This is a genomic window from Pseudoalteromonas sp. MMG024, from assembly GCF_021654175.1.
In the GTDB taxonomy this organism is placed as follows: Bacteria; Pseudomonadota; Gammaproteobacteria; order Enterobacterales; family Alteromonadaceae; genus Pseudoalteromonas.
On record NZ_JAKFZO010000009.1, the window covers coordinates 86,663 to 110,040 of the forward strand.

Genomic DNA, 23,378 nt, shown 5'->3' on the forward strand with positions numbered 1-23,378 from the left:
AGCTACTTAAGTGAATTGGTATTAAACTATTCAGGCTTAATATATTTAGCGAATACCCGCTTAAATTCACCGTTATCACGCAGTTTATGCGCCGCATCAATTAAGCTCTGACGTTTTTTTGCATTGAGCTTAGGTGAAAACGAGCAATGTAAATCATAAGAGTTCACTTCTAACACATTAAAACGTCTTAGTCGGGTTAAGTAATTCGCTTCGCTGTAGGACGCAACAAAACCATCTAATTCGCCTTTAGTAAAGCGTGTTAAGCTATCTTTAGATGAGGTGCTATTAAAACGTTTAAGATTACCCGCCTCAAAATACTCGGTAAGGTTAGGATACTTATAGCCAAGCACAGTGCCTAGTTTGAACTGTTTGTGTAAGCTTAGCGCTTGCAGCGAGGCGATAGCCTGATCACTCACAATAATGTCAGCATCAGAATAAAGCACCTCACTCCAAATAATAGAAGGCGCGTTATACCAAATAGGGTTAGCATGACATTGTGCATCGATTTTGCCATCAATAAGGTACTGTTCAATACGCTTACGCGGCAAAGGAAGCTGCTTTGCCATAAATCCAGCTTCTTGTGAAATCGCATTACTTACATCAATCACAATGCCCGATACGCTTGTACCCTTTCCATTATTAATCACATGTGGCGCTGAATATTGCTGATTATAGCCAAAACGAATAGCCCCAGCTGAAGCTGAAAAGGAAAGTGTTATTAAGCTCGCTGTAAGTAATTTTTTAACACTGTAGTGCCCTTGGAAAAATAATTAGCAAGTGTAGTCTAGAGTTTGCTGACTGAATACGAAAACTTAGCTCGTCGCAAACAATATCTTTATGGTTTTACGCATATTTTTATCATCTAATCGACCGTAGCTCATTACCAAATCGTCTTTGCCATCTAAGTTCAAGTCGCTTGTTACAACACGACGACCTTGCATTGGCAAAGTGGTTTTATACTTGCTCGCGCGACGAGAAAAACTATGTTTATTATTAGCTAAATACACGTTAAACGCTTTTTGTTCATCCGACAGCACCCAGTCTTTTTTACCATCACCATTTACATCGGCAAACAACACTACAGGTGAGCCACTGCGCCCTTTCGACAAGCTAAAGCTTAGTTCAACCTCTCGTGTAATTTTATTTTTGGGGTTAAATTCGCCTTTTTCATTTTGATAAAAAAGATGCACATCTTGAGATACCGACCCCGATAACAACGCACCGATAATTTGTGATACGCCAATATCAAAACCCGACACCAAAGCCTCTAACTGTTTATCGTTATCAATATCAAGCAAATGCAGATCGGTTAATGTGCCTTCATCTTGAATAAGCGAATTCGTTTGGTTTTGAAAGATAAACTTTCCTTGCTCGATTGCGCCTAAGTAGATTTCATAATCATTTTGCCTATCAAGCGCCCCGCTACTTCGTGTATAACGCACCACCAAATCAAAAATACCATCGTGGTTAACGTCAACAACACGCTCTAGTTTGCGATACACTAAATTACTTTGGTCAAGTGAATCACCGTCGGCATCTTTGGCATGCCACCAGTCATCCACCATAATATCATCACGCAATTTTATCGCCTGACCAGAGTTGCTACCGACACTTGGCAGTAAATTCAATAAGCCATTTTCAAAGCCGATAAGCTCTGACATGTTGTCTTCATTTGTATCAAAAAAGGCAAAACGAGGCGGTTCAATTTCGGCACTGTGCCCTTCTATTTCTAGTCGTGCAGGTAAATCAACCTTGGCCATTTGATAGCCAGTATCATCAGAAATATGCACATAACTGTGATTAAGATCTGTTGTGAAAAAGTCCGCTTTTTGGTCATCATTAATGTTGTAAACAAACTCCATTTTGCTTAGGTGTTGTGCACCACTTTTTTTCAAGTAAGTTTGAATGTCAACAACCGGTACAACTAACTCAGGCCCATCAAGCGCTAACTGATAAATGCCATTAGATGAAAATAAATAAACCTGCTGTGTGGTATCTTGCCACTTAGTAAAATCAACACCAAGCATCGTATCAGGCACTTTTACACGTTTTATGCGGTTATATAGCTGAGCCTCTGATGCAGCAAAAATATCAATATATTGCTGTCCGCTGTGTGTGCCGATAAGCATTAATTCTTTGCCAGGATTAGGCAATAAATCTATTGGATAGACAGGGTGAGACAAGGTTAGATCGGTTTCTATTGCCACTTCATTAAATAAATCTTTTTTGCTATTTGCCAAGCTCGATGTACTGGCAAATCCCAGAGTAACGACTAATGCTGTTATTATTTTCATGTTACTTCCTCGCTGTATGTCATCATAAACTATCAAATACTGGTGCTATCAGTAAAAGCAAATTAGTTAGAAAATGTTAATACGTGCAAAATGATTGATAAGTCGAACGTAGCAACCCAAAATATTAGCTATGCCAATGTTTGTCGCAGCGATGTAATGAAAGAACTGCCAGAAAAATATTATTTAACGCACTTTATTGAGTTTGCCGAATTTATAAAATCCACGTCTTCTCACTTGTTAGGCGATGACGAGACAGCGTTTTTTGCCGAGTTTGCAACACTACCAGAAGATGCCCAATGTATTTTGGTGCGGATTGTAAACCGCAAATCCTCTTTTGTGCGAAAAAACACCCTAGTCTACAGTGAAGTAGCTGACTCTGGCGCGGCAATTAATCTTTTAAGAAAAGTTGGTTTTGTATCTCGCATAAATAAGCACTGTTTTCACGACTTTATAGGGCAGCTTAATAAGCAAGACTTAATCGACTTAAGCATCTCATTAACAATTGATAAGCCAGCAAAAAGCGCAAATAAAAATAAATGGCTTAATTTTGTGAGTAGCGCCTTGTCTAACGCCTTAAGTTACGACCAAGTTAAAAAAAGCCCCGTGCTAACAAGCCATATTTACTTTGCCAAGCAGGACACGTTTCACTATTTATTGTTCTTATATTTTGGCCATTTATCTGGTCGCCTCAATCAATTTTCTATGCGCGATTTAGGTGTAATGCAAACCCAAAACGTGCAACAGCAACAGGCTAACTTCAGCGATAAAGATGAAGCTAAAAGTGCGTTTTATTACGCAAACCTGTTTAAAGCGATAAAAGAAGCCAATAAGAGCGACATCCCATTATTGCACACGCTTGCAGAACAACTTCTCGCATCCGACAAACCAATCGGCTTTTTAGCTACGCAAAAGTACCACCACAGTTTATATAAGCTGGCGATTGTTTTAATCGAACAAGCGCCAACACTCGGTGAAACCTTGCTTAGCCAATCACAACACCCTGCAGCACAAGAAAAATACATTCGCTTACTCTACAAAAACGATAGAAAAGCACAGTGTGAGGCTTTGCTGCTGGCTATTTTGGACGACCCCGACAGTGAAACCTTGCTGCTATTTGCCGAGGATTTTTATGCGCAAAAGTTTAACCAAAAGCGCACCAGTGTATTGACTGATATGCTCAAAAAGTCAGGCGAGCCAATTAGTATTGACGAAGCGTACTTAGGGCAGGTCGAAACAGGTGTAAAGGACCGTTACATTAAACAGCATCGCCTCTGCTACTTTACCGAAAATAAGCTTTGGCGCGCGTTATTTGCATTAACTTTTTGGCATGAGCTATTTCAGCACCCAGCGTCACAACGTGCCAATGAATTTTCGTATTACCCAAAAGTCCTTAAGCAAGATAATTTTTACGACTTGTTGCACACAGAAATTGATCACAAATTGTCGGAATTTACCAACAATCAGCAGTTTTGTGATTATATTAGCGCCACAATTGATCAATATTCAGGTGAACCGAATGGTCTGTTCTACTGGCATGATGAACTAAAAGATGTGTTAACCACCTTTATTCAACATGCACCATTTGAGTCAATAAAGCATCATTTATTGGCAATGAGTAAAACCTTTAAAGCGCTTTGCGATGGCTACCCTGATTTAATGTATATTGAACAGGGTGAAGTGTTTTTTGAGGAAATAAAAGCGCCGGGCGATAGTCTAAGGCGTAATCAACTGGTCAGTATCAAACAATTAATAAACGCAGGTTTTAACGTATCAATTCAGCGCACTGAATGGCATTTTAATAATGAGCAAAATTACGTTGTCGTGGATATTGAAACCACTGGCGGAAAAAAAGATACTCATCGCATCACTGAAATTGGCATGGTAAGAGTTGAACAAGGAAAAATTACCGACAGCTGGCAGACACTGGTAAATCCAGAGCGTCATATCCCGAAAATGATTACCGAGCTTACAGGGATCAGTAATGAAATGGTTAAAGACGCCCCAAAATTTGAACAAATCGCCGAAAAGTTAGATACATTTAGTCGTAATGCCATATTTGTCGCGCACAATGTTAATTTTGACTATGGCTTTATTCGACAAGAGTTTGCTCGACTCAATAAAAAATACACGCGCGCTAAAATTTGTACTGTGCAGCAAGCACGCAAATATCTGCCCGGTTTTAAATCTTACTCATTAGGTAAACTCTGCTGCGACCTTAATATTGAGCTTAAAAACCACCACCGAGCGCTCGATGACGCTAAAGCCGCAGCCGAAATTTTATTGCGCATAAATCACGTGAGAGCAGACCAATAAGCGTATCTGTAAACGGGGTTTACATCAATGTATGCCTCATTAATTTCACATAAGTCATCACAAAAAATACTTCTTAAATTTTCCATTGCCCTACCCGCTACTTCGCCTCAGAGCCTGTAATAAAGTGTGATAACGAAACGCGTATTTTACGACTTAACTAGATTAATCGATGTAGCTCAATTTGTGAGCGTTAAGGATTTATCGTTACCGCGCCTAGGAGGCAAAATGAAACACGCAAGTAAATGCATGCTCAATCGCATCGCACCCGCAGTTATATTGTTCGCTATTTGTTTTACGCATAGCAGTTCCGCTCAAACGTCAAACACATGTGAAATAGACCCGAGTTGGTTTAAAAACGGCAAAGTCATTAGGCCTGATGACAGTGCTTTTCCAGCAAACCCAAAAAATTGTGATTTCCACCAATGGTCATGGCAAATGTTTTTATGGTTAATGGATGACGACAATGGCCAACCTCGCTTTCTCGGATTTGACTCGCCGCAGTCTTTAATCGGATTAGAGCAACGAGGCCTTTCGCCACGCACCCGAAAACAACCGCATACAGGCGCATCATTTGACGAATATTTACAAGCGGGTACCGATGGCATCTTGGTAGATCAAAACCGTCGTGCCATCTATTACTCACAGTACATTAATCAAACCTTTGCCGACTTTATGCAAGGTAAAAGTGGTGGGCCCGATTTAACAATCCCAGCAAATGTGCTCACAATGAACCCGCGCAATGCGTTTCCAATTATCGGCACCAAAGGCACGCTAGAGCTGAAAGCATCGTGGAAAATCGTTAGTAAAGATGACGATACCAGTAAGTTATTTACCATTGAAAAAGACATCGCGCAGTTTGAAAACTCGCCATCCGGTATCAAAATCAATCCTGCAAAAGTCGAAAAGCAAACGCTTGCCCTAGTTGGCTTTCATATTGGTGGCGTCGTTGCCAATCATCCCGAAATGATTTGGGCTACCTTTGAGTTTGATAACAATGCACCGAATGTGCCCAACGGCATGACACTTGACCAAATTGTCGCAGATCAAGATTACCTGTTTTACAAAAAAGGCACGCAACTTGGGAATTGTAATAAAAACGCGGCGGTTAGCGGCTTAGCACTCGAGCAATCAATGCAGGAATTTACGCCGATCACCCAAGTGTGTCGTCGCTATGCTTACGGCAATGCAGCAGGCCCAAAAAAATCGAATACCGAGAATAATACCGAGAATAATACCGAGAATAATACCGATAATATAAAATCACTGAATGCGAGTGTTAAAAAGCATTTAACAAACAACTTAAGTATTTGGCAAAACTACTTTGAAGTTGGCGCAATTTGGATCAACAATGAAGCAGCTACAGGTAAACCGAATGTATCGCCACTAAAACCTGGGCTCGACTTTGCCACCGATGAATATCTCACCGGTTCTTTAAAACTCTCTAACAGCACCATTGAAACTTACACGCAATCAGCAACCGCAATGAACAATTGTTTTCGTTGTCACAACACAGAGCAAGCATTTGCAAGTAAAGACGGATTAAAACCGCTACCAGCAACAAACTTAAACATTAGCCACGCATTTCAAAATATCTTTTTCTGGTCTCAAGAAAAAGAACAACGTGCCGCAATTGCCTACTTACAATCTCAAGGAGAGAAATAATGAGTTATTTCAGAGTTCACCCAAGTATCAACTTTGCACGTGTTGGCAATAGTGAAGAGTATTACATCGCCCCTGAAACCGCTGCGGGTACCATTGTTGATAAGCGCACCGGCTTATTTGGCGGTTTGCCGATAAAACCGAGTACAAACAATACACCAATTGACGAACACGATTTTCGTGATAGTCATGGCAATGTAAAACGGCAAGCCGCGCGTTTTCGCATTTTTGCTTATGACAACGAACAAACAACTTATCCATCAAATGACGGTGGCCGTGAAATCAATATTGGCGATAATATCGGTGGTAAAGTGATTAAAGATATTATTTGGCAGGTTCATACCGCTAATAAAAAGAACAACAACTTTACAATCACTTCCATAGTTGACGGTAAGCCTCAAGAAGAAGGTATTATTGCCTATCAAAATGAAAACACGCCTCCGGTACGAAACCCGAAGTTTGGCGATGACCTTAATACAGCCGTGCGCCGCCAACAATTAGTGGTTGATCCGGGCCCACGCGCCCTTTCGGTTACAAGTGATTCAAACACCTGCTTAAACTTTGATAAAAAAACACCAGATAGTTTTATTAAAGAAGGCAAAATAGCAACCGCAGCGCCCTGCTATCCAAAAAGCTTTCCCGATGATTTTTTCTATATGTTTAATCCACTTGGCGAGATTTCGTCGCTTGGTGAAATGCGTATTGAAGAAAATACAACAAGACTTATTGTCACTGGCGGCTTTGGTAAAGCCAGTGGCATCCTCGGTAATAAAAGTGATAAAGACAAAAAATGTTGCATTCCAAAACTTAACGGTGCGATTGATAACGATGATTGGTTTGACGATACATCTGATGGCCCAGTAACCGCCACCATTGTTTTTGATGATGGCTCGTTTGAAGAGGCTGTGCACGGTTGGTTTGTATGTACAGATCCAAGTTACGCCCCACAAACCCGTAATGTAGTATCGACCTGGGATGACGTTTACGATACATGGATACAACATTTAGCTCTAGCGCCAAATATATTTGACAATGGCTTTAATCATGACCATTTAGCCTCGTTCGATGGTGATGTTCAGCCAGTATTTCACGGTGCTTTCTTGCAACAATGGAATACCGCATTACCTGAAAAAGGCATTCAGGGTCATAAGCGCATGAAAGAGATAAAACCAAGCGATACCCCCAGTGAAAAAATCCCGTCATTTACCAGTTTGCTAAGAAAGCCATCAGCCCCGGGCACCAAAGACGAGCCAGACAATGAAGACGGTACGCGTAAAAAAATGCCACTGGCGCTTGGCGATGCAATGAAGAGCTTTTTATCAGTTACTGAGACCCAATATTTTTTATTGATGCAATGGTACAACAATAAGTTTAATGCAACTGCACCGAGCTTAGGCGAGGGTGAGCAACTCGATAAAGTAGTGTTAGAAAACTGTTTAGGCGGGCGTTATTCACCGGGCATTGATTTAACCTTTATTGTGCGTGATACCCATTTATATAAAACCGATTGGCACGGTAAAACAGGGCCATTTCGCATTAATATGGCAACGTTGGATTACAGTAAAGCAACTCAAAATGAGCCTTTTTTGCAAGTCGGGTATATTCCTCTTCGAGACAGTAAAGTAGAGCCAGGCGATTTAAGTAAATTTATGTCGCAACCTTGGCATACTGATTACAACAGTTGTGCAACACACACGCCTGATCCAAATCCAACTATGCCAAACCCCAACGAGGAAGGTGAAGCAATCGCTGATAACACTTTGTACTGGTCTTGGCCCGCGCAGCGTCCTGTGACCGTCTACCCTAAATTCTTGTTTAAGTACGATGCAAATACCGGGCAAGGTAAAGGCGTATCTCTTTATAGTGTGCGCGGCGATGAGGGCCATGGTACAAAAACACTCTACCCACAGCAGCAAGGTCGCTTTCAATGCTACTTCGACTTTGTTGAAAACTGGCATAAAGTTGGGTTTGTTATTCAAGGTCTGCAGATCAATGATGACAGCACCAAGCAAAACTATGGACCCGATTACTTTCTTGAAGTTGCCAGCCAATTCGAAAGTAAAGGCGATGGTGTTGAAGTATGGCCGCAAGCATCAGAACCAGGTTATAAAGCACCTGATAGCTGTGGTCCAACCCAATGTGATAAGTAAACTTTATGAGTGACATGCCAAATGGACATATTATGGCTCAGCCAATAATACAAATAGGCATAATCGGTGGCGGACCCGCGGGTTCAGCCACCGCACTTGCCCTAGAAAAAGAACTCAGCTTAAGTAACAAACGCGTAAAAATAATACTTATTTGCGCGCCACAAGCTACTGCACCAAGTATCGGCGAAACAATCCCTCCCGCCGCGAGTTTCTATCTAAGAGAACTCGATGCTGAGCACATTCTAAATAGTAGTAAACACTTAGTTTGCCCCGGTAGTAAATCTAGGTGGGCAGATGAAGTAACCGGTTATAATGACTTTTTTATTTCACCAGTCGGAAAGGGCTTTCATCTTGATCGCAAACATTTCGACGCTGATCTCATTGCACTATGCAAAACTAGGGGGATAACAGTTTTCGAAAACACGAAAGTATCGTCAATAGATTCGTCAAAAAAAAGTTACGTATTACACTGTGATAATCACACCACCAGCATAGCATGCGATTTTTTAATTGATGCAACCGGGCAGCACCAAGTTGCAGCAAAAAGCCTAAATATTAGCAATAACGTGTTTGATAACGTGATTTCAGCCTGCGCCTTTTTTGAACTTGAACACATACCTGCGAGTACTACACATACTCTTGTTGCTAGCGACCCAAATGGATGGTGGTATGGTGCTATATTGCCAAACAACAAAGCTATTATCAGCTTATGTACTGACGCAGCGGAATTAAAAACACAAAAGCTAACTTGCTATGAGAATTGGTTAAATTGTTTAAAAGCCAATAACTGGTTTTTTCAGCAATGCACAACATTTTTGCAAGACAAAACAAAAACTCCTGTAAAGCTTTACGCTAAAGCGGCATCCTCAGCCATTTTATCGAACGTGATTGGGCATAATTGGCTTGCTGTTGGGGACGCAGCATCAAGTTACGATTCGATTTCATCGGCCGGAATTACGAAATCGCTAAAGCACGCAGGTGTCGCGGCAAAAGCCATAAAAAAGTGGCTTGAAGAACCACAAAAAGACTCTTTGGAAGACTATCAATCACAGGTATTTAAAGACTTTAATGCATTTATTTCATTGCATCAGCAACATTATCAACAAGGCGCACATAAATACCCCAACGCCAAATTTTGGCAACGACGCTTACTTGCTAACTAACCTGAGTTGGCAATAACTAAATTTATTGCCAACCCATTTTCCACATTTTGCTATCTTTTAAGCTGCGCCAGTTTATGCTTTGCTCACGCTTGGTTAAAACCGCTTCAATAATGCATTCAACCACGTTATTTTCTTCATCAAATTCAACACTGGTTACCATAAAATGCTTTTCTTTATTTTGCGGTGACACAGCTGTCCATTTACTGTGTAAGAGTTTATTAGGGGAAAGGGTATGTTGCATAAAGCCTCAAAAAAAAGTTAAATTTTAGACTTAATTGCAAACATTTTTAGAAACGGGCGGCTTGCTCAACAATTAATGCGTGACGCTCTGCTAATCGCTGATGATCTTTATCGTAACCACCGCCAATCACTGTGGCTACTGGTACACCTTTTTGCTGGCAAATCTCAAGCACAGCATAATCACGCGCTGCGATACCTTGCCAACTAATATCCAGCTTACCTAAGGTATCTTGTTGCCAAATATCAACACCGGCATCGTAAAGAACCAGCGAAGGATTGAGCTGCTCAATTAAGTCATTTAAAGTACTTGATACGATATTTAAATAATCAGGATCAGTTAATCCTATCTCTAAGCCAATATCTAAGTCGCTGTGTTGCTTTCGAAAAGGAAAGTTCTTTTCGCAGTGGATTGAACAGGTAAACACATAAGGGTTATGGGCGAGCATCGCCGCAGTGCCATCGCCTTGGTGCACATCACAATCAAAGATGAGTACGTTTCGCGCTTTTCCTTCATTAATTAGCCGTGTTGCTGTGTAGACCAAATCATTTACCATGCAATAGCCTGAACCAAAATCATAATGCGCATGATGCGTACCCCCAGCTAAATGACAAGCAATACCGTGTTCAAGCGCAAGTTCAGCCGCCAAATGCGTACCTAACGGCGCGGTAAAGGTGCGTGCCATTAATTGTTCTGACCATGGCAAACCTATGCGTCGCATCGCCTTGCCATCAAGTTGATTATGAAAAAGGTCGTGTACATAACTTTCACAATGTACTAACTCCATTGGTTTAAAGTCCCCCATCGGCGGCTGATATAAGTTGCGCTGATTGATATACCCTTTGCTATCTAAATATTGATAAAGACGTGCAAATTTACTCATTACAAAGCGGTGCTTTTCATCAAAACTAAATGAATAATTAGGATGGTAAACAAGGGGTAAGTCGGGATTAATCATTGTGTCTTTGGTAAATTGTTATGACTGCTAGTGTAACTGAAACATGGCACTGCGTCTTTGCCAAATACCATTATTCATACCTGTTCATCAGAATAATTGCGCAGCAAAGCGGGGGAATTGCATACACCTATTGATTAAAAAAACGCATTAATTGCCACCATAATCTACTAGCAACTAATATCAAATTGAGTAATATATTCTAAACAACTAAATGCTAGAGTCTCTTTGTGTATCAAGATGTCGCTGTCGATCACTTACCAATAATTACATCACCACAGGAACTGGGTGGATTTAACTTTTCACCCGATATTATTTGGGTATTTGACTTAGACCGCCATGGCTTTTGGTGGGGTAATAATCATGCCCTTAACTTTTGGGGACTAAACAATGTGCAACAACTCATCGATAAAGACTTATCCGCAGATACCGAAGGCGCACGCAAGCGTACCGAACAAACCTTTGTAAAAGCCGCGCAAGAGGGCTTAACTAACGACCCTTGGACCACTTACCCTAATGGTGAGCCAAAAGTGATGTTAATGCGTCATGTAGCTGTGTTACTGGGCCCAGAAAAACACCGCGGCATTATTGCCTTTATTAGCGAACAAATGGATGCCACCAGCCAACCAGAAAACTTACTTTTTGCCGAAGCGATGCGTTACACCACTGTCGCGGTCAGTTGTTACGACATGCAAGGTAAGCGGCTGTTTGAAAATCCCGCGTTTACTCAGTGGTATTCAACAATTAAACAAGACAATATCAGTGACTTTGAGCTGCGTTTTGCCAATCCAAATGAGGGTAAAGAACGCTTAATTGACTCTCAGCAACACAAAGCGGGTTGCCAAGAGCACATCATGTTTACCAAGCTTGGTGAAAGACGACATAACGTTGATATTCGCATTAGTCGCCATCCCTTAAGTGGTGATTATGTGTTTCTTGTTACTGAATATGACATTACCGAGCTGCATGACACTATTGAAGAGCTCAAACACACCAAAAACGAGCTCAAGAAAATTGCGCACTTCGACCCTCTAACTAAATTACCCTCGATATGGCTCACTAAAGAGCGCCTAGCAAGTGCGCTAAAACAAGCAAAACGCAATGAATCACTATTGGCTGTAATGTTTATCGACTTAGATGGTTTTAAGCAGGTAAATGATAGCTATGGTCACAGTAGTGGTGATGAGTTACTCAAGCAAGTAGCGATTAGACTTAAAAACACATTCAGAGAATCAGATACAGTAGGGCGCTTAGGTGGCGATGAGTTTTTAATTTGCCTACCGAATCTTGCAAACAAGCAAGATGCCGTTAGGCTCGCTGAAAAAGCCATCAACGAAATCGCGAAAGACTATCAAATTAAAGATACAGACGGGCAAAGTAACAAAGTAAATATCAGTGCTAGCTTAGGTATTGCTTATTACCCTGATAGCAGTGACACATTAGAGGCACTTATTCGTTCTGCCGATGAAAAAATGTACCACGTAAAGCGAACAGGTAAAAACCGCTTTGAAGTTTAGTTTAAATTAGCATGAAGAATTAACATCAGATTAAGTAACAAAAAAGGCCATTTATAATGGCCTTTTTGCTATATGTTTAAAAAGTTTTAAAAATCTAGTTTATTTAAAATATCATCTTCTACGTTTTGTGAAAGCGTGACTTTCAGCTTAGGTGTACGCTCCATTTCACGTTTGATAGCAAAATTAGCTTCTTCGTTACGTGCCCAGCTACGGCGTGCAATACCATTGTTTACATCAAACAATAGCATTGACTTAAGGCGACGCTCAGCATCGTCACTACCATCAAGTAGCATACCGAAACCACCATTCATTACTTCACCCCAACCAACGCCACCACCGTTGTGAATAGATACCCAAGTTGCACCGCGGAAACCATCACCAATCACGTTGTGAATAGCCATATCAGCAGTAAAACGGCTGCCATCATAGATGTTTGACGTTTCACGGAATGGCGAATCTGTGCCAGATACATCGTGGTGGTCACGACCAAGTACCACAGGGCCAATCTCGCCGCGCGCAATCGCATCGTTAAAGGCATTTGCAATTTTAATACGGCCTTCAGAATCAGCGTAGAGAATACGCGCTTGTGAACCAACCACTAGCTTGTTTTCTTTCGCATCTTTGATCCAAGTGATGTTATCTTGCATCTGTTGCTGAATTTCCTCTGGCGAGTTTGCCATAATTTCTTCAAGCACTTTTGCCGCAATTGCATCGGTTTTATCTAAATCTTCAGAGTTACCAGAGGTACATACCCAGCGGAACGGACCAAAGCCATAGTCAAAACACATTGGGCCTAGAATATCTTGCACGTAAGACGGATATTTGAAATCGATGCCGTTCTCAGCCATAACATCACCGCCCGCACGCGATGACTCTAGTAAGAATGCATTACCGTAGTCAAAGAAGTACGTGCCTTTTGCAGTATGTTTGTTAACAGCATCAGCGTGGCGTTTAAGCGTTGCTTGTACTTTTTCTTTAAATACCTCTGGTTCTTCACGAATTAAACGGTTTGATTCTTCATAGCTAATATCAACCGGGTAGTAACCGCCTGACCAAGGGTTATGAAGCGACGTTTGGTCTGAACCTAAGTGAATGAAAATGTCTTCAGCTAAGAAGCTTTCCCAAACATCAACTACGTTACCAATAAACGCAATCGACACTACTTCTTCGTTTTCTTGTGCCTTACGCACACGGGCAATAAGGTCTGGCATGTTATCAACAAGCTCATCAACCCAACCTTGCTGATGACGCTTAATTGCCGCTTTCGGGTTCACCTCAGCACATACAGTAATACAGTTAGCAATGTTACCCGCTTTTGGCTGTGCACCACTCATGCCACCAAGACCGGCAGTTAAGAAGATCTTGCCTTTTGGTGATTCGCCTTTGTTAAGTACTTTACGGAATGCATTCATCACCGTAATAGTTGTACCGTGAACGATACCTTGTGGGCCGATGTACATAAATGAACCCGCTGTCATTTGGCCATATTGCGTTACGCCTAATGCATTGAATTTTTCCCAATCATCTGGCTTTGAATAATTCGGGATCATCATACCGTTGGTTACAACTACGCGTGGTGCATCTTTAGATGATGGGAATAAACCCATTGGATGACCTGAGTACATGTGTAGCGTTTGGTCTTCTTCCATTTCGCTTAGGTACTTCATGGCAAGTAAGTACTGCGCCCAATTTTGGAATACCGCGCCGTTACCACCGTAAGTAATTAGCTCTTCAGGGTGCTGTGCTACTGCTGGATCAAGATTGTTGTCGATCATTAACATGATCGCCGCAGCTTGTTCGCATTTTGCAGGATAATCAGAGATTGAACGTGCTTTTAGCTCATAGTTTGGCTTAAAGCGGTACATATAAATACGGCCAAAATCTTTTAACTCTTGTGCAAATTCAACAGCGAGTTCTGCGTGCCACTCTTTCGGGAAATAACGTAGCGCATTACGCACCGCTAGCTGCTTTTCTTCAACCGATAAAATATCTTTACGCTTTGGCGCGCGGTTAGCGCCTGCAGGATATGCCTTTGGTGCAGGTAATTCACTAGGAATACCTTGCTTGATGATATTCTGAAATTCTTGTACGTTCATGTCAGTTATCCTTAATTAAGCGTAACAGTAAATGCCTGAGATTTTACAAACTCAACCATGGCATCAATATCAGGCTTTAATAGTCTGTCTTCTTCTAATTTCGCAACCTTAGTACGAATGAGTGCATGATTTTGTTCAATAATATCTGAACAAGTATTAGGGCGTCTAAAATCAACGGCTTGCGCTGCGTACATTAGCTCAATTGCGAAGATTTTCTCAAGATTACCAAGAATTTGGTTAAGTTTACGGCCCGAAATACTGCCCATAGACACGTGATCTTCCTGACCCATTGACGTTGGTACACTGTCAGCTGACGGTGGGAAACACAGTGACTTGTTTTCGGTTACGAGTGCCGCTGTGGTGTACTGCGGGATCATCATGCCTGAGTTAAGGCCGCCTGATGTAGTTAGTAGGCGCGGTAAACCGTGTAAACCTTCAAGCAATAAATAACAACGACGATCAGAAATGTTACCCAATTCAGCAGCTGCAATTGACGCATAATCAAGTGCCATTGCCAGCGGTTGGCCGTGGAAACTACCGCCCGAAATCGCTTCTTCTTCACTGATCACAATTGGGTTATCAGTGACCGAGTTCATTTCGATTTCAACCAGCTCTTTTAAGTGGTTATATGCATTGCGTGATGCACCATGCACCTGCGGAATACAGCGCAATGAATATGGGTCTTGTACGCGGTCGCAATCAGTGTGATCCGCCATATTTTGCGAGTCTTTAAATAAACGACGCATACGTGTTGCCACTTCAACATTGCCTGCAAAGGCACGAATAGCATGTAGCTCTTCTCTAAATGGCGATTGGCTGCCTTGCATACCTTCAATACTCATTGCTCCTGCAACATCGGCAAGGTCAAGCAGGTAACGCATCTTAGTTAGGCCAGTAATACCATGCGATAAAATAAACTGAGTGCCATTAATTAAGGCTAAACCTTCTTTAGCATGCAGATCCATCGGCTCTAAACCATTGTCAGCAAGGGCTTTTGCCGCAGGCACAATGTCATCACCTACCCAAAACTCACCTTCACCTAAAAGCGGCAAGAATAAGTGCGATAATGGCGCTAAATCGCCCGATGCACCCACCGAGCCTTGCTCTGGTACGACTGGAATTAAATCAAGCTCAATAAACTTCAGCATACGCTCAACAGTTTCAAGGCGAATACCAGAGAAACCTTGGCTTAAGGCATGTACTTTAGTGATAAGCATTAATTTAGAAATCGATTTAGCAATTGGATTACCAACACCTACTGCGTGGGTGATCAGCAGGTTTTTTTGTAATAGGTTTGTTTCTTCTGGGGTGATTTGCGTATCACAAAGTGGGCCAAAGCCAGTGTTAATGCCATAAACCGCTTTGTCTGATGCGGCCATTTTGTCAACGCGTTGACGGCTGGTATTAATTTTATCAATCGCTTCTTGGCTAAGCTCTGCTTTAACACTGCCATCGGCAATGCCATTTACAATATCAATATTCAGGCGATCTACGCCGTATTTAAACGTCATTGTTGTCTCCTAACGTTTTAGTCATCTAACTGTGATGATTAATCAATGCAGTAATGTTAGCTTGCGACCCAAGTTTTATAAATGCATAATTATCGATGCTTATTCCGGTATTATCGAACTAAAAACAAGGCTAAAAAAGATGCAAATTCATGACGTCGATCTGCGCCTATTGCGCATATTTGTTGCAATTGTGGAATGTGGTGGGCTCTCTGCTGCAGAATCTCGACTGAATATTGGCCGCTCTACAATTAGTTCACATTTATCAGATTTAGAAGTGCGCCTTGGCATCAAATTATGTAAACGCGGGCGCAGCGGTTTTGAGCTAACCGAGCCTGGCCGTATTACATACCAAGCAAGCCTTGAGTTATTGCAGCAATGCGAAGCGTTCGCCACCACAGTTGCAGGCTCTAAAAATGAGCTATCAGGCCGCGTAACGATTTCGGTAATTGACACCATGGTGAGCGACCCGCGCTGTGGCATTAGTGAGGTTATTCGCGAGCTAAAGCAAAAAAGCGATAACATTCAATTTGATATCAATGTGTGTGAAGCACGGGAAGTAGAAACTTCTGTAGTAAATGGTCGCTCGCTGGTAGGGCTTGGCGTAAGTCGCCATCATTTGCGTGGTTTAGATTACTTCCCACTACATAACGAAACCAATTATCTATATTGCGCCAAAGGGCATGCCCTTTTTGATTGTAAACCGAATGAGCGCAATAAGTTATTGAAACAAGCCGAGGTGATTACCTCAAATTATATGCGGGATAAAGAAGTGCGAAATGATGGCCTTAATTATCAAAATAGTGCAACCGCCTATCATGATGAAGGTATCGCACATTTGATTTTATCAGGCGCCTTTATAGGCTATCTACCAGAGCACTACGCTAATTACTGGGTTGATAAAGGACTGTTTAAAGCAATTCACCCCGAGAAATACCACTATCAAATCCCCGTAATGCTAATCACTAAGAAAATGAGCTCAGTATCGCCGCTTGCCAAAGCACTGGTTGAAGAGATTAAACGCTGCCATCAAGCCTATTAAACAAAAAGTTATTTGTCTTCCCCCAGTTAAGTCTTATTCATATTAAGGATATATTTCATACGATTTAAAATTTAATTTCTTGATAACAGGAACATGCCGAACTACTTTTTAAAATAGCGTTATGTAATGAACATAACGCCTAGCGCAGCAATTATAAGGATTAACAATGTTATTACCTTCCCATAAAAAAGCGTGGAAAGTTGTTTGTGTAGTATCCACAATGACGTTATTCAGTATGTCAAACGCGTTCGCCGACGTGGCGATTGTAGTCCACCCAACTAATGATTCGGCATTTGATCAAGGCACCATAAAAAAAATATTTTTAGGAAAAACTAAAAGTTACTCTAATGGGCGTTCTGCGATCTTAATTAGTGCTAACTATAGCGATCCTGCTACAGAGGAGTTCAATTCTAAAGTTATTGGCAAATCAAGTAGTCAAGTTAAGGCTTACTGGTCGAAAATCTTATTCACTGGAAAAGGAACTCCGCCACAAGAAATGGATTCTAACGCCGCTGTTATCTCTGCCGTTGCATCAAACCCTGATGCAATTGGCTATTTAGATGCTAGTGCCGTTACCAGTGATGTTAAAGTTGTAGCCACCTTTTAAGGAGATGTAACATGAAAAAATTATCACTAGTTGCATCAGCACTGTTGATTGCTTTCTCACAATCAGCAAATGCAGAACTTAAAATAAGTGGATATGGTTCAATCATCGCAGGTAAGACTCTTGGTACGGTCGACGACCCACTCAATCCAGGCCAAACCCGTGATGAAATATTAACAGCCGACTTTTATGATGTTGGTCAATATGATAACGATCTTACATTTAAAGCTGAGTCCATTCTCGCAGTTCAGGGAACATATCAATTTAATAGCCAACTTTCTGTCACTGCGCAGTTGGTTGCTAAAGGCGTTGATGACTTTAAACCTGAGTTTGACTGGTATTATGTGACCTACCAAGCAAATGATAATTGGACTTTCATGGCTGGGCGACGCAACATTCCTATGTATTACTTCTCAGAATTCGCAGAAGTAGGTTACGCTTATCCTTGGATGCGCCCGCCATCAAACTTGTATTGGTGGCAGGTAACTCAGTTTGATGGTGCGCATGCTATGTATAGCTTTGATATTGGAGACTACTCAAATACCATTACTGCTTTTTATGGTAATGAGTATTCAGACGACAATGTTGAAATGCTGTATTACGATAAGCTCTATGGCGGCACAGCACGCACAGTAAATGAGTATTGGACAGATATAGCTGGTTTTAACTGGAACTTATCCGGCGATTTCTTTGATCTCCGTTTTGTGTACTTCCAAAATGACAGAGACAGAGAAACGATTCAACAAGACGGAAGTATCAGCCCCTATACACCTTTCTCACAACAGTTCGTTGGTTTAGGTGGTCAAGTTAATATCAGCGACTTTACCATTCTTTTTGATATGAACTATGTTGAATATGATGATGCTGTAGGTACAGAATTCCCAACTTATCTCATATCGGTAGTGTATAACATTGACGAGTTTCAACCTTATATCTCATACTCAAAAGCAGATCATGAACGTGCCAATGTTCCGACTGAAGACTTAGAAGAACACTATATGCTGAGTTATGGCTTGCGATATGACTTCCATTCAAATGTAGCATTTAAAGTCCAATATGATACGTTTGTGGATCAAGGTGATGAAGCCACGGGTTGGGCATACCATGGTGATTCCAGAACAATCACTATGGGTATAGACTTCGTATTTTAACTTTAATGAAAGGGCAATAATACTGTTGCCCTTTTTTGTATCCATTTAAAACTATTGATTTTGTAACGAAAACTCATCGGCTCCTAGAATTCTTGCCTCTATCGCTTTGATGTGTTTTTTATCGGCACGTCGCCATGCTTGTGGAATAGCGTAAACCCCGTTTACATAATCAAGAAAACGTTCAATTAACCGTGTGTTGGGTTGCCAACTGTTAATTTCTTTCAATTGTTCAACAAGTTGTTGCTGCGAATTTGCGGGTAGCACCATGCCGGGTAGAGCGTAACAGGCATTACCTAGCGTAATAAGCTTACCGCCTAGCTGCAATGTTTCTAATCCAACGGTTGAATTAATGGTAATTGTTACCTCAGCCCGTTTTATCAATTCAGACGCTTTTACGCCATTGGCAAACATCGCTTTATCATGGGCTTTATGTAAATGCGTGAATTTTTTTGGCCAGTTAGGGTGCTCTTTAAATACCACTTTAAGGTTACTTTGTGGCAACGCATCAATCGCTTGCATTACTTGCCAAAACAGCTGCTCCATACTCTTGATCCAGGGGGAATGAACCACTACTTGGGTATCGTTTGGTACTTGAAATGGCACAAAAATATAATGTTCAGGAAGTGCTACTTCCGCGCTATCGCTAGTGCGATTTTTATGGTTTTTTGCTTGTTCTATCGCTGCGAGCGCAACCCCTGAAAGTTCCCGTTCTAAATAAAATTCTGGCAGCTTTGGCAAACTCGATAAATAGTTTACTCCCTTGGGATCTAAGCATGTGGTGTTAGGTACTAAGCCATTTTCAAAGAACATCACCGGAATATTTAAACACTCAGCGGCACATACCACCGTTTGATTTGGTAGCTTTTTACCGTTCCAAACAACCACTTTATCTGGCTGCTCTGCTTGAAATAAATCGATAAATTTTAGAAAGCGTAACGTTTCTATTGCTTTTAAGTACCCACGAAATACCTGACAAACTAGCTTTAATGAAAATAACGCGGGATGACGCGCTTTTTTTCTTAATAAATGATGCGCTAGCATTTCATTACTATCAAAATTCGCCAAATGTTTTGTGTGTTTCAACGCCCCTAAACGCGGCCAACCAGTTACATGAAGCTGCGCGTCTAGGTTCAGCTTACTAACCAATTTTCGGTAATATTTAGCATGACTGCTATTTCGGGATACAAATAAAATACGCATAAACAATAAAGAGTCTGACTTTTTAGCGCAGTGTATGAAAGAAGTGTGACGAAATGATTAAGCTACAAACGTATATAACGGAATTACTGTAGCTAACGCTAAAACGCGAAAATTTAAATCACATGGATATACCAAAATACATATCGCATTGAATATCAAAAGTGTTTCACAGTAAAAAGCGATGTATTTCGTAGTCGTCTCTGTGTTACAAAAGGACTCAGAATAAGTAAGATAAACGATCTTTCAGATCAGAATTAAATAATTAAACAAATAAAAGGCTCTGTATGATCTATGCAATGTTTGGAATGGTTTTATTAACGTTTGCCGTTGGTATTGTGGCCGTTACCACTCGTATTAAAAGCGTTAAAAATGGCAGCGTGAAAATTAAATACTATCGCACAATGGAAGGCCAAGACGTGCCCGAAAAATTAACCACATCAACGCGTTGCTTTAACAACATGTTCGAAGTACCGGTATTATTTTATGTTGTCTCTACCTTGTTTGTGAGCCTAGAAATTACGAATGGCTTAGCGCTCACCTTGGCGTGGAGTTTTGTTACTTTTAGAACTTTACAGGCCTTTGTACACCTTACCTACAACAATGTACTACATCGCATGATAACGTTTTGGGGTGCTGTGATGTCAGTGCTGTCAATGTGGGTTATTTTGCTCATTCAAATAGCGTAACCCGTGCAAAGAAACAAGGAGTACTAATGCAGACTAATCTACAATTTCCAAATTTAGACACTGCACGATTAACACTAGACACACTAACAATCGATGATAACGATAGGTTATTTTCGATTTTTTCAGATCAAGCTGTGGTTAAGTTTTATAATATTGAAACGTTTACATCCAAGCAGCAATCTCTTGATCTAATAGATTTCTTTAATCAACGATTTAAACAGCAAGAGGGCATTCGTTGGGCTATTCGCCTCAAAGAAACTGGCGAGCTAATTGGCACATGTGGTTTTAATTCGTTTAATTCAAAAATGCACAATGCAGTGATTGGTTATGAATTTGCTAGTGATCATTGGGGCAAAGGGTATGCCACTGAAGCGTTAAACGCGATTATTACACTAGTTTATTCAGACAACTCACCATTTGGTGAATTATATCGCATCCAGGCTGATACCATGCAGGGTAATGGCGCGTCCGAATCCGTACTTAAAAAGCTTGGCTTTAAACAAGAGGGGATCCGCCGCGCAAGTGGTTTTTGGAAAAACCAATATCACGATTTAACGTGCTTTGGTTTACTAAAACCCGAGTTTACGCCACGTTAAATAAAAGCGGCCAGAGCGCTAACTCTGGCCGCAATTATTATCAAAGATTGAGCGCTTTTATTAATCGCGATCATCCCAATCATGATCATCAAATTTTTTACGCTTATTTTTATTATCAAATTTGGCTTTCGGCTTATCGCGCTTTGGTTTTCGGCCAACTTTTGTTTTTTCTAAATAGCTATCTTGTTGCAAACTACGCTTCATCATATCCCTCAAATGAATAATGTTGTTCTGTACGTGAACTATTCGCACTGGCTCTGTGCGTCACGCTGTGAACAGCTTTTATATATTTTCGCCAGAGCTTTACTTCATAGCTGTTAGACGCAATATTAGACTGCATACAGGCCACAAATTCCGATTCAGCAGCAGATTCAGGATTTAAATTACCTGCGCTTAGCCCATTCAATGTGTCACCGTATTCAACTAAAAAATTAGCCTCAGAAATAGTAAAAAAGCCAGAACGCTCAATGCCACCGGCAAAATGCTCATCGTCATAAAACTTTCGACGTCCAGCGCGGATCGTGTTTGTCATAACAATATTCTCTTATATTTGGAGCTGTTATTCGGCGATAAAATTAGCCAACAAATATGAAAGATAAATGACACTTTTAAAAAACATTCAATACAGTAAATATGACGCGAACTCGCATAGTTGGTCAAAATGACAAAGTTCGAATGGCAAAAATGACTAATAATTCGTTTGATTGTTTTCTTTATTTTATTAAATAAAAATAAACCTATATTATTCAAAGATTTGAATTTTGGCCTAGTGATTGCTTTAAATTACTATTAGTCACTCAACACGGCAATGAATAATAAAAATAATTCATTAGAAGGGAACATCATGTATAAAACATTTTCAGCAATTGCCATGGCAACACTGCTTCCAGGTTGTATTGTGCATATCGGTGGAAACACCAATTCTGCGGATACTCACATCGAGCGAGAATTAGTGCTAAACGCAAGTCAATTATCTACACTTATCGCCGAAACTGGTGCTGGGTCACTTAAAATTATAGGCTCAGACAGTAGCGATAAAATTACAGTGAATGCCGACATTTATACCAGCGAAGATCTAAATTACGAACTTTCTTTAACTCAATCTGGTGATACTGCAAAACTCGTTGCAATACACGATATTCAAGATGGTTTACGTATTCACATCAACCAAGGGCATAGCATCGACCTTGTCATCACCATGCCAAGCAAACTAGCACTCGAACTCGATGATAGCTCTGGCGATGTTACAATCAACGGCTTAAGTAACACCATTAAGGTAGACGATAGCTCTGGTGACTTAACCATTGATGGCGGTAAATCAGTATACGTCGACGACAGCTCTGGCTCACTCTACATAAGCAATATTCAAGGTGACGTTGAAATTGAAGATGGCTCGGGTGATACCGAGGTTGAAAACACCAAAGGAGCAGTCACTATTGACGATGGTTCAGGTGATTTACTTGTTAGAAATGTTACGGGCACAGTAAAAGTAGATGATGGCTCCGGCGATATTACCGTAAACGGTGCGGGTGGATTGATTGTTGAAGACGACGGTTCGGGCGATTTAAATATCGATAATGTAAAAGGTGAAGTTAAAATCGATTAAACAGGCTCCATTAACTAGCATGTGAAGTGTAAACCCCCTTTATACTATTTCATGCCTGTTGTGCTGTTAGGTTTGCTCCGTTTTATCGTTCAAACCTAACAGCCAAGTTATTATAAATATACTTAAGCAAGCGTTTCGCGCACTAAAACAATCCCAAAACGACTAAGATTAGATATTAAACCAACACAGTTACATAGTTTGCATTTTTATTGTGTACGTTGTTTTCGTCTCTCTTTTATAAGTAAAGCCACGCCTGCGCCATAGAATACGGTAAAAAAACAAAAGCCAAAACTCAACATAACATATCTAAAAATATCATTTTGAGCGGCATAACCACTTAAAATCCATGATAAAGAAAAAGGTAACACCACAATAGACACACCTCCACCACGAGCGGCCTTTTCAAACAGTTATTGCAGAGGTGAACAAAAATAAATAAGTACTGGTAAAACTGTTAAGCCTATCATTACAAGTTCAAACTCTGTAAAGCTATCCACAATTCACAACTCCTTTAGTGAAATAAATATCTATCAAATGATAAGATGTTTGTAGTCAAAACCGATGAAAATCACTTTTAAAAAAAGCAAGTATGTAACTAGC

The 23,378-nt window shown here is 40.8% G+C and carries 21 protein-coding genes; 11 read left to right on the forward strand and 10 right to left on the reverse strand.

From position 1 onward, the window contains the following. Positions 1 to 26: 26 nt before the first annotated feature. Complete coding sequence (locus L1068_RS10325; RefSeq protein WP_343221908.1) at positions 27 to 719, reverse strand: transporter substrate-binding domain-containing protein; 693 nt, start codon at positions 717 to 719, stop codon at positions 27 to 29. 93 nt (positions 720 to 812) lie between these two features. After that, positions 813 to 2,294 (reverse strand): VCBS repeat-containing protein, encoded by a 1,482-nt coding sequence (locus L1068_RS10330; RefSeq protein ID WP_237130184.1) that lies wholly within the window; start codon positions 2,292 to 2,294, stop codon positions 813 to 815. A gap of 90 nt (positions 2,295 to 2,384) precedes the next feature. Between L1068_RS10330 and L1068_RS10335 the strand changes: the two genes are divergently transcribed. The 4 genes from L1068_RS10335 to L1068_RS10350 all read left to right on the forward strand — a co-directional run bounded on the left by L1068_RS10335 (position 2,385) and on the right by L1068_RS10350 (position 9,579). Further along, positions 2,385 to 4,607, forward strand: a complete 2,223-nt coding sequence (locus L1068_RS10335; RefSeq protein ID WP_237130185.1) for an exonuclease domain-containing protein — start codon at positions 2,385 to 2,387, stop codon at positions 4,605 to 4,607. A 225-nt stretch (positions 4,608 to 4,832) separates the two neighbouring features. After that, on the forward strand, positions 4,833 to 6,269 hold the full coding sequence (locus L1068_RS10340; protein WP_237130186.1) for a hypothetical protein: 1,437 nt from the start codon (positions 4,833 to 4,835) through the stop codon (positions 6,267 to 6,269). Next, positions 6,269 to 8,416: a LodA/GoxA family CTQ-dependent oxidase gene (locus tag L1068_RS10345; RefSeq protein WP_237130187.1), complete on the forward strand. Its 2,148-nt coding sequence runs from the start codon at positions 6,269 to 6,271 to the stop codon at positions 8,414 to 8,416. Before L1068_RS10340 ends, L1068_RS10345 begins: the two co-directional genes overlap by 1 nt. A 32-nt stretch (positions 8,417 to 8,448) precedes the next feature. Beyond that, positions 8,449 to 9,579, forward strand: a complete 1,131-nt coding sequence (locus L1068_RS10350; RefSeq protein WP_237130188.1) for a tryptophan 7-halogenase — start codon at positions 8,449 to 8,451, stop codon at positions 9,577 to 9,579. A gap of 22 nt (positions 9,580 to 9,601) precedes the next feature. On the opposite strand, the gene L1068_RS10355 is transcribed toward L1068_RS10350, so the two are convergent. Both L1068_RS10355 and L1068_RS10360 read right to left on the reverse strand, forming a co-directional pair. Further along, positions 9,602 to 9,820 carry a TIGR02450 family Trp-rich protein gene (locus L1068_RS10355; RefSeq protein WP_237130189.1) on the reverse strand — a complete coding sequence of 73 codons (219 nt, stop codon included), beginning with the start codon at positions 9,818 to 9,820 and terminating at the stop codon, positions 9,602 to 9,604. A 46-nt stretch (positions 9,821 to 9,866) separates the two neighbouring features. Further along, on the reverse strand, positions 9,867 to 10,775 hold the full coding sequence (locus L1068_RS10360; protein WP_237130190.1) for a histone deacetylase: 909 nt from the start codon (positions 10,773 to 10,775) through the stop codon (positions 9,867 to 9,869). A 227-nt stretch (positions 10,776 to 11,002) separates the two neighbouring features. Here L1068_RS10360 and L1068_RS10365 point away from each other — a divergent pair, with 227 nt between their 5' ends. Continuing rightward, on the forward strand, positions 11,003 to 12,289 hold the full coding sequence (locus L1068_RS10365) for a diguanylate cyclase (RefSeq protein ID WP_237130191.1): 1,287 nt from the start codon (positions 11,003 to 11,005) through the stop codon (positions 12,287 to 12,289). A gap of 86 nt (positions 12,290 to 12,375) precedes the next feature. Here the strand turns inward: L1068_RS10365 and L1068_RS10370 are convergent, their stop codons facing one another. After that, a complete protein-coding gene (locus L1068_RS10370) occupies positions 12,376 to 14,385 on the reverse strand; it encodes a urocanate hydratase (protein ID WP_237130192.1) in 2,010 nt (669 codons plus the stop codon). Between the two features lie 11 nt (positions 14,386 to 14,396). Further along, the gene (gene hutH / locus L1068_RS10375) at positions 14,397 to 15,896 is read right to left on the reverse strand and encodes a histidine ammonia-lyase (protein WP_040134779.1); all 1,500 of its coding nucleotides are present in this window, start codon (positions 15,894 to 15,896) and stop codon (positions 14,397 to 14,399) included. Positions 15,897 to 16,035: 139 nt separating this feature from the next. Here hutH and L1068_RS10380 point away from each other — a divergent pair, with 139 nt between their 5' ends. The 3 genes from L1068_RS10380 (at position 16,036) to L1068_RS10390 (ending at position 18,690) form a co-directional block, all read left to right on the forward strand. Then, the gene (locus L1068_RS10380; protein WP_237130193.1) at positions 16,036 to 16,935 is read left to right on the forward strand and encodes a LysR family transcriptional regulator; all 900 of its coding nucleotides are present in this window, start codon (positions 16,036 to 16,038) and stop codon (positions 16,933 to 16,935) included. A gap of 166 nt (positions 16,936 to 17,101) precedes the next feature. Further along, positions 17,102 to 17,542, forward strand: coding sequence for a phosphate ABC transporter substrate-binding protein (locus tag L1068_RS10385; protein WP_237130194.1), 441 nt, complete (start codon positions 17,102 to 17,104; stop codon positions 17,540 to 17,542). Positions 17,543 to 17,553: 11 nt separating this feature from the next. Beyond that, on the forward strand, positions 17,554 to 18,690 hold the full coding sequence (locus L1068_RS10390; RefSeq protein WP_237130195.1) for a porin: 1,137 nt from the start codon (positions 17,554 to 17,556) through the stop codon (positions 18,688 to 18,690). A 51-nt stretch (positions 18,691 to 18,741) separates the two neighbouring features. Here the strand turns inward: L1068_RS10390 and L1068_RS10395 are convergent, their stop codons facing one another. Further along, positions 18,742 to 19,890, reverse strand: coding sequence for a capsular biosynthesis protein (locus L1068_RS10395; protein ID WP_237130196.1), 1,149 nt, complete (start codon positions 19,888 to 19,890; stop codon positions 18,742 to 18,744). Positions 19,891 to 20,186: 296 nt separating this feature from the next. Here L1068_RS10395 and L1068_RS10400 point away from each other — a divergent pair, with 296 nt between their 5' ends. After that, positions 20,187 to 20,576 carry an MAPEG family protein gene (locus tag L1068_RS10400; protein ID WP_237130197.1) on the forward strand — a complete coding sequence of 130 codons (390 nt, stop codon included), beginning with the start codon at positions 20,187 to 20,189 and terminating at the stop codon, positions 20,574 to 20,576. Between the two features lie 26 nt (positions 20,577 to 20,602). Beyond that, positions 20,603 to 21,172, forward strand: a complete 570-nt coding sequence (locus L1068_RS10405) for a GNAT family N-acetyltransferase (RefSeq protein ID WP_237130198.1) — start codon at positions 20,603 to 20,605, stop codon at positions 21,170 to 21,172. A gap of 60 nt (positions 21,173 to 21,232) precedes the next feature. Here L1068_RS10405 and L1068_RS10410 read toward each other — a convergent pair whose 3' ends face one another. Together L1068_RS10410 and maoP are read right to left on the reverse strand one after the other, a co-directional pair. Next, the gene (locus L1068_RS10410; RefSeq protein ID WP_237130199.1) at positions 21,233 to 21,376 is read right to left on the reverse strand and encodes a hypothetical protein; all 144 of its coding nucleotides are present in this window, start codon (positions 21,374 to 21,376) and stop codon (positions 21,233 to 21,235) included. Beyond that, a complete protein-coding gene (gene maoP, locus L1068_RS10415; protein ID WP_010558434.1) occupies positions 21,366 to 21,704 on the reverse strand; it encodes a DUF413 domain-containing protein in 339 nt (112 codons plus the stop codon). Before maoP ends, L1068_RS10410 begins: the two co-directional genes overlap by 11 nt. A gap of 312 nt (positions 21,705 to 22,016) precedes the next feature. On the opposite strand from maoP, the gene L1068_RS10420 reads away from it, so the two are divergent. Continuing rightward, positions 22,017 to 22,778, forward strand: coding sequence for a DUF4097 domain-containing protein (locus tag L1068_RS10420; protein WP_237130200.1), 762 nt, complete (start codon positions 22,017 to 22,019; stop codon positions 22,776 to 22,778). 206 nt (positions 22,779 to 22,984) lie between these two features. Here the strand turns inward: L1068_RS10420 and L1068_RS10425 are convergent, their stop codons facing one another. Beyond that, a complete protein-coding gene (locus tag L1068_RS10425) occupies positions 22,985 to 23,158 on the reverse strand; it encodes a hypothetical protein (RefSeq protein ID WP_237130201.1) in 174 nt (57 codons plus the stop codon). Positions 23,159 to 23,378: the final 220 nt, after the last annotated feature.

Bases quoted from the DNA above. Each gene is read 5' to 3' on its own strand.
- L1068_RS10395 (WP_237130196.1), bottom strand. From the start codon at position 19,890: ATGCGTATTTTATTTGTATCCCGAAATAGCAGTCATGCTAAATATTAC.
- L1068_RS10370 (WP_237130192.1), bottom strand. From the start codon at position 14,385: ATGAACGTACAAGAATTTCAGAATATCATCAAGCAAGGTATTCCTAGT.
- L1068_RS10335 (WP_237130185.1), top strand. From the start codon at position 2,385: ATGATTGATAAGTCGAACGTAGCAACCCAAAATATTAGCTATGCCAAT.
- L1068_RS10345 (WP_237130187.1), top strand. From the start codon at position 6,269: ATGAGTTATTTCAGAGTTCACCCAAGTATCAACTTTGCACGTGTTGGC.
- L1068_RS10380 (WP_237130193.1), top strand. From the start codon at position 16,036: ATGCAAATTCATGACGTCGATCTGCGCCTATTGCGCATATTTGTTGCA.
- L1068_RS10405 (WP_237130198.1), top strand. From the start codon at position 20,603: ATGCAGACTAATCTACAATTTCCAAATTTAGACACTGCACGATTAACA.
- L1068_RS10340 (WP_237130186.1), top strand. From the start codon at position 4,833: ATGAAACACGCAAGTAAATGCATGCTCAATCGCATCGCACCCGCAGTT.
- L1068_RS10400 (WP_237130197.1), top strand. From the start codon at position 20,187: ATGTTTGGAATGGTTTTATTAACGTTTGCCGTTGGTATTGTGGCCGTT.
- maoP (WP_010558434.1), bottom strand. From the start codon at position 21,704: ATGACAAACACGATCCGCGCTGGACGTCGAAAGTTTTATGACGATGAG.
- L1068_RS10390 (WP_237130195.1), top strand. From the start codon at position 17,554: ATGAAAAAATTATCACTAGTTGCATCAGCACTGTTGATTGCTTTCTCA.
- L1068_RS10350 (WP_237130188.1), top strand. From the start codon at position 8,449: ATGGCTCAGCCAATAATACAAATAGGCATAATCGGTGGCGGACCCGCG.
- L1068_RS10420 (WP_237130200.1), top strand. From the start codon at position 22,017: ATGTATAAAACATTTTCAGCAATTGCCATGGCAACACTGCTTCCAGGT.
- L1068_RS10355 (WP_237130189.1), bottom strand. From the start codon at position 9,820: ATGCAACATACCCTTTCCCCTAATAAACTCTTACACAGTAAATGGACA.
- L1068_RS10360 (WP_237130190.1), bottom strand. From the start codon at position 10,775: ATGATTAATCCCGACTTACCCCTTGTTTACCATCCTAATTATTCATTT.
- L1068_RS10330 (WP_237130184.1), bottom strand. From the start codon at position 2,294: ATGAAAATAATAACAGCATTAGTCGTTACTCTGGGATTTGCCAGTACA.
- hutH (WP_040134779.1), bottom strand. From the start codon at position 15,896: ATGACGTTTAAATACGGCGTAGATCGCCTGAATATTGATATTGTAAAT.
- L1068_RS10385 (WP_237130194.1), top strand. From the start codon at position 17,102: ATGTTATTACCTTCCCATAAAAAAGCGTGGAAAGTTGTTTGTGTAGTA.
- L1068_RS10410 (WP_237130199.1), bottom strand. From the start codon at position 21,376: ATGAAGCGTAGTTTGCAACAAGATAGCTATTTAGAAAAAACAAAAGTT.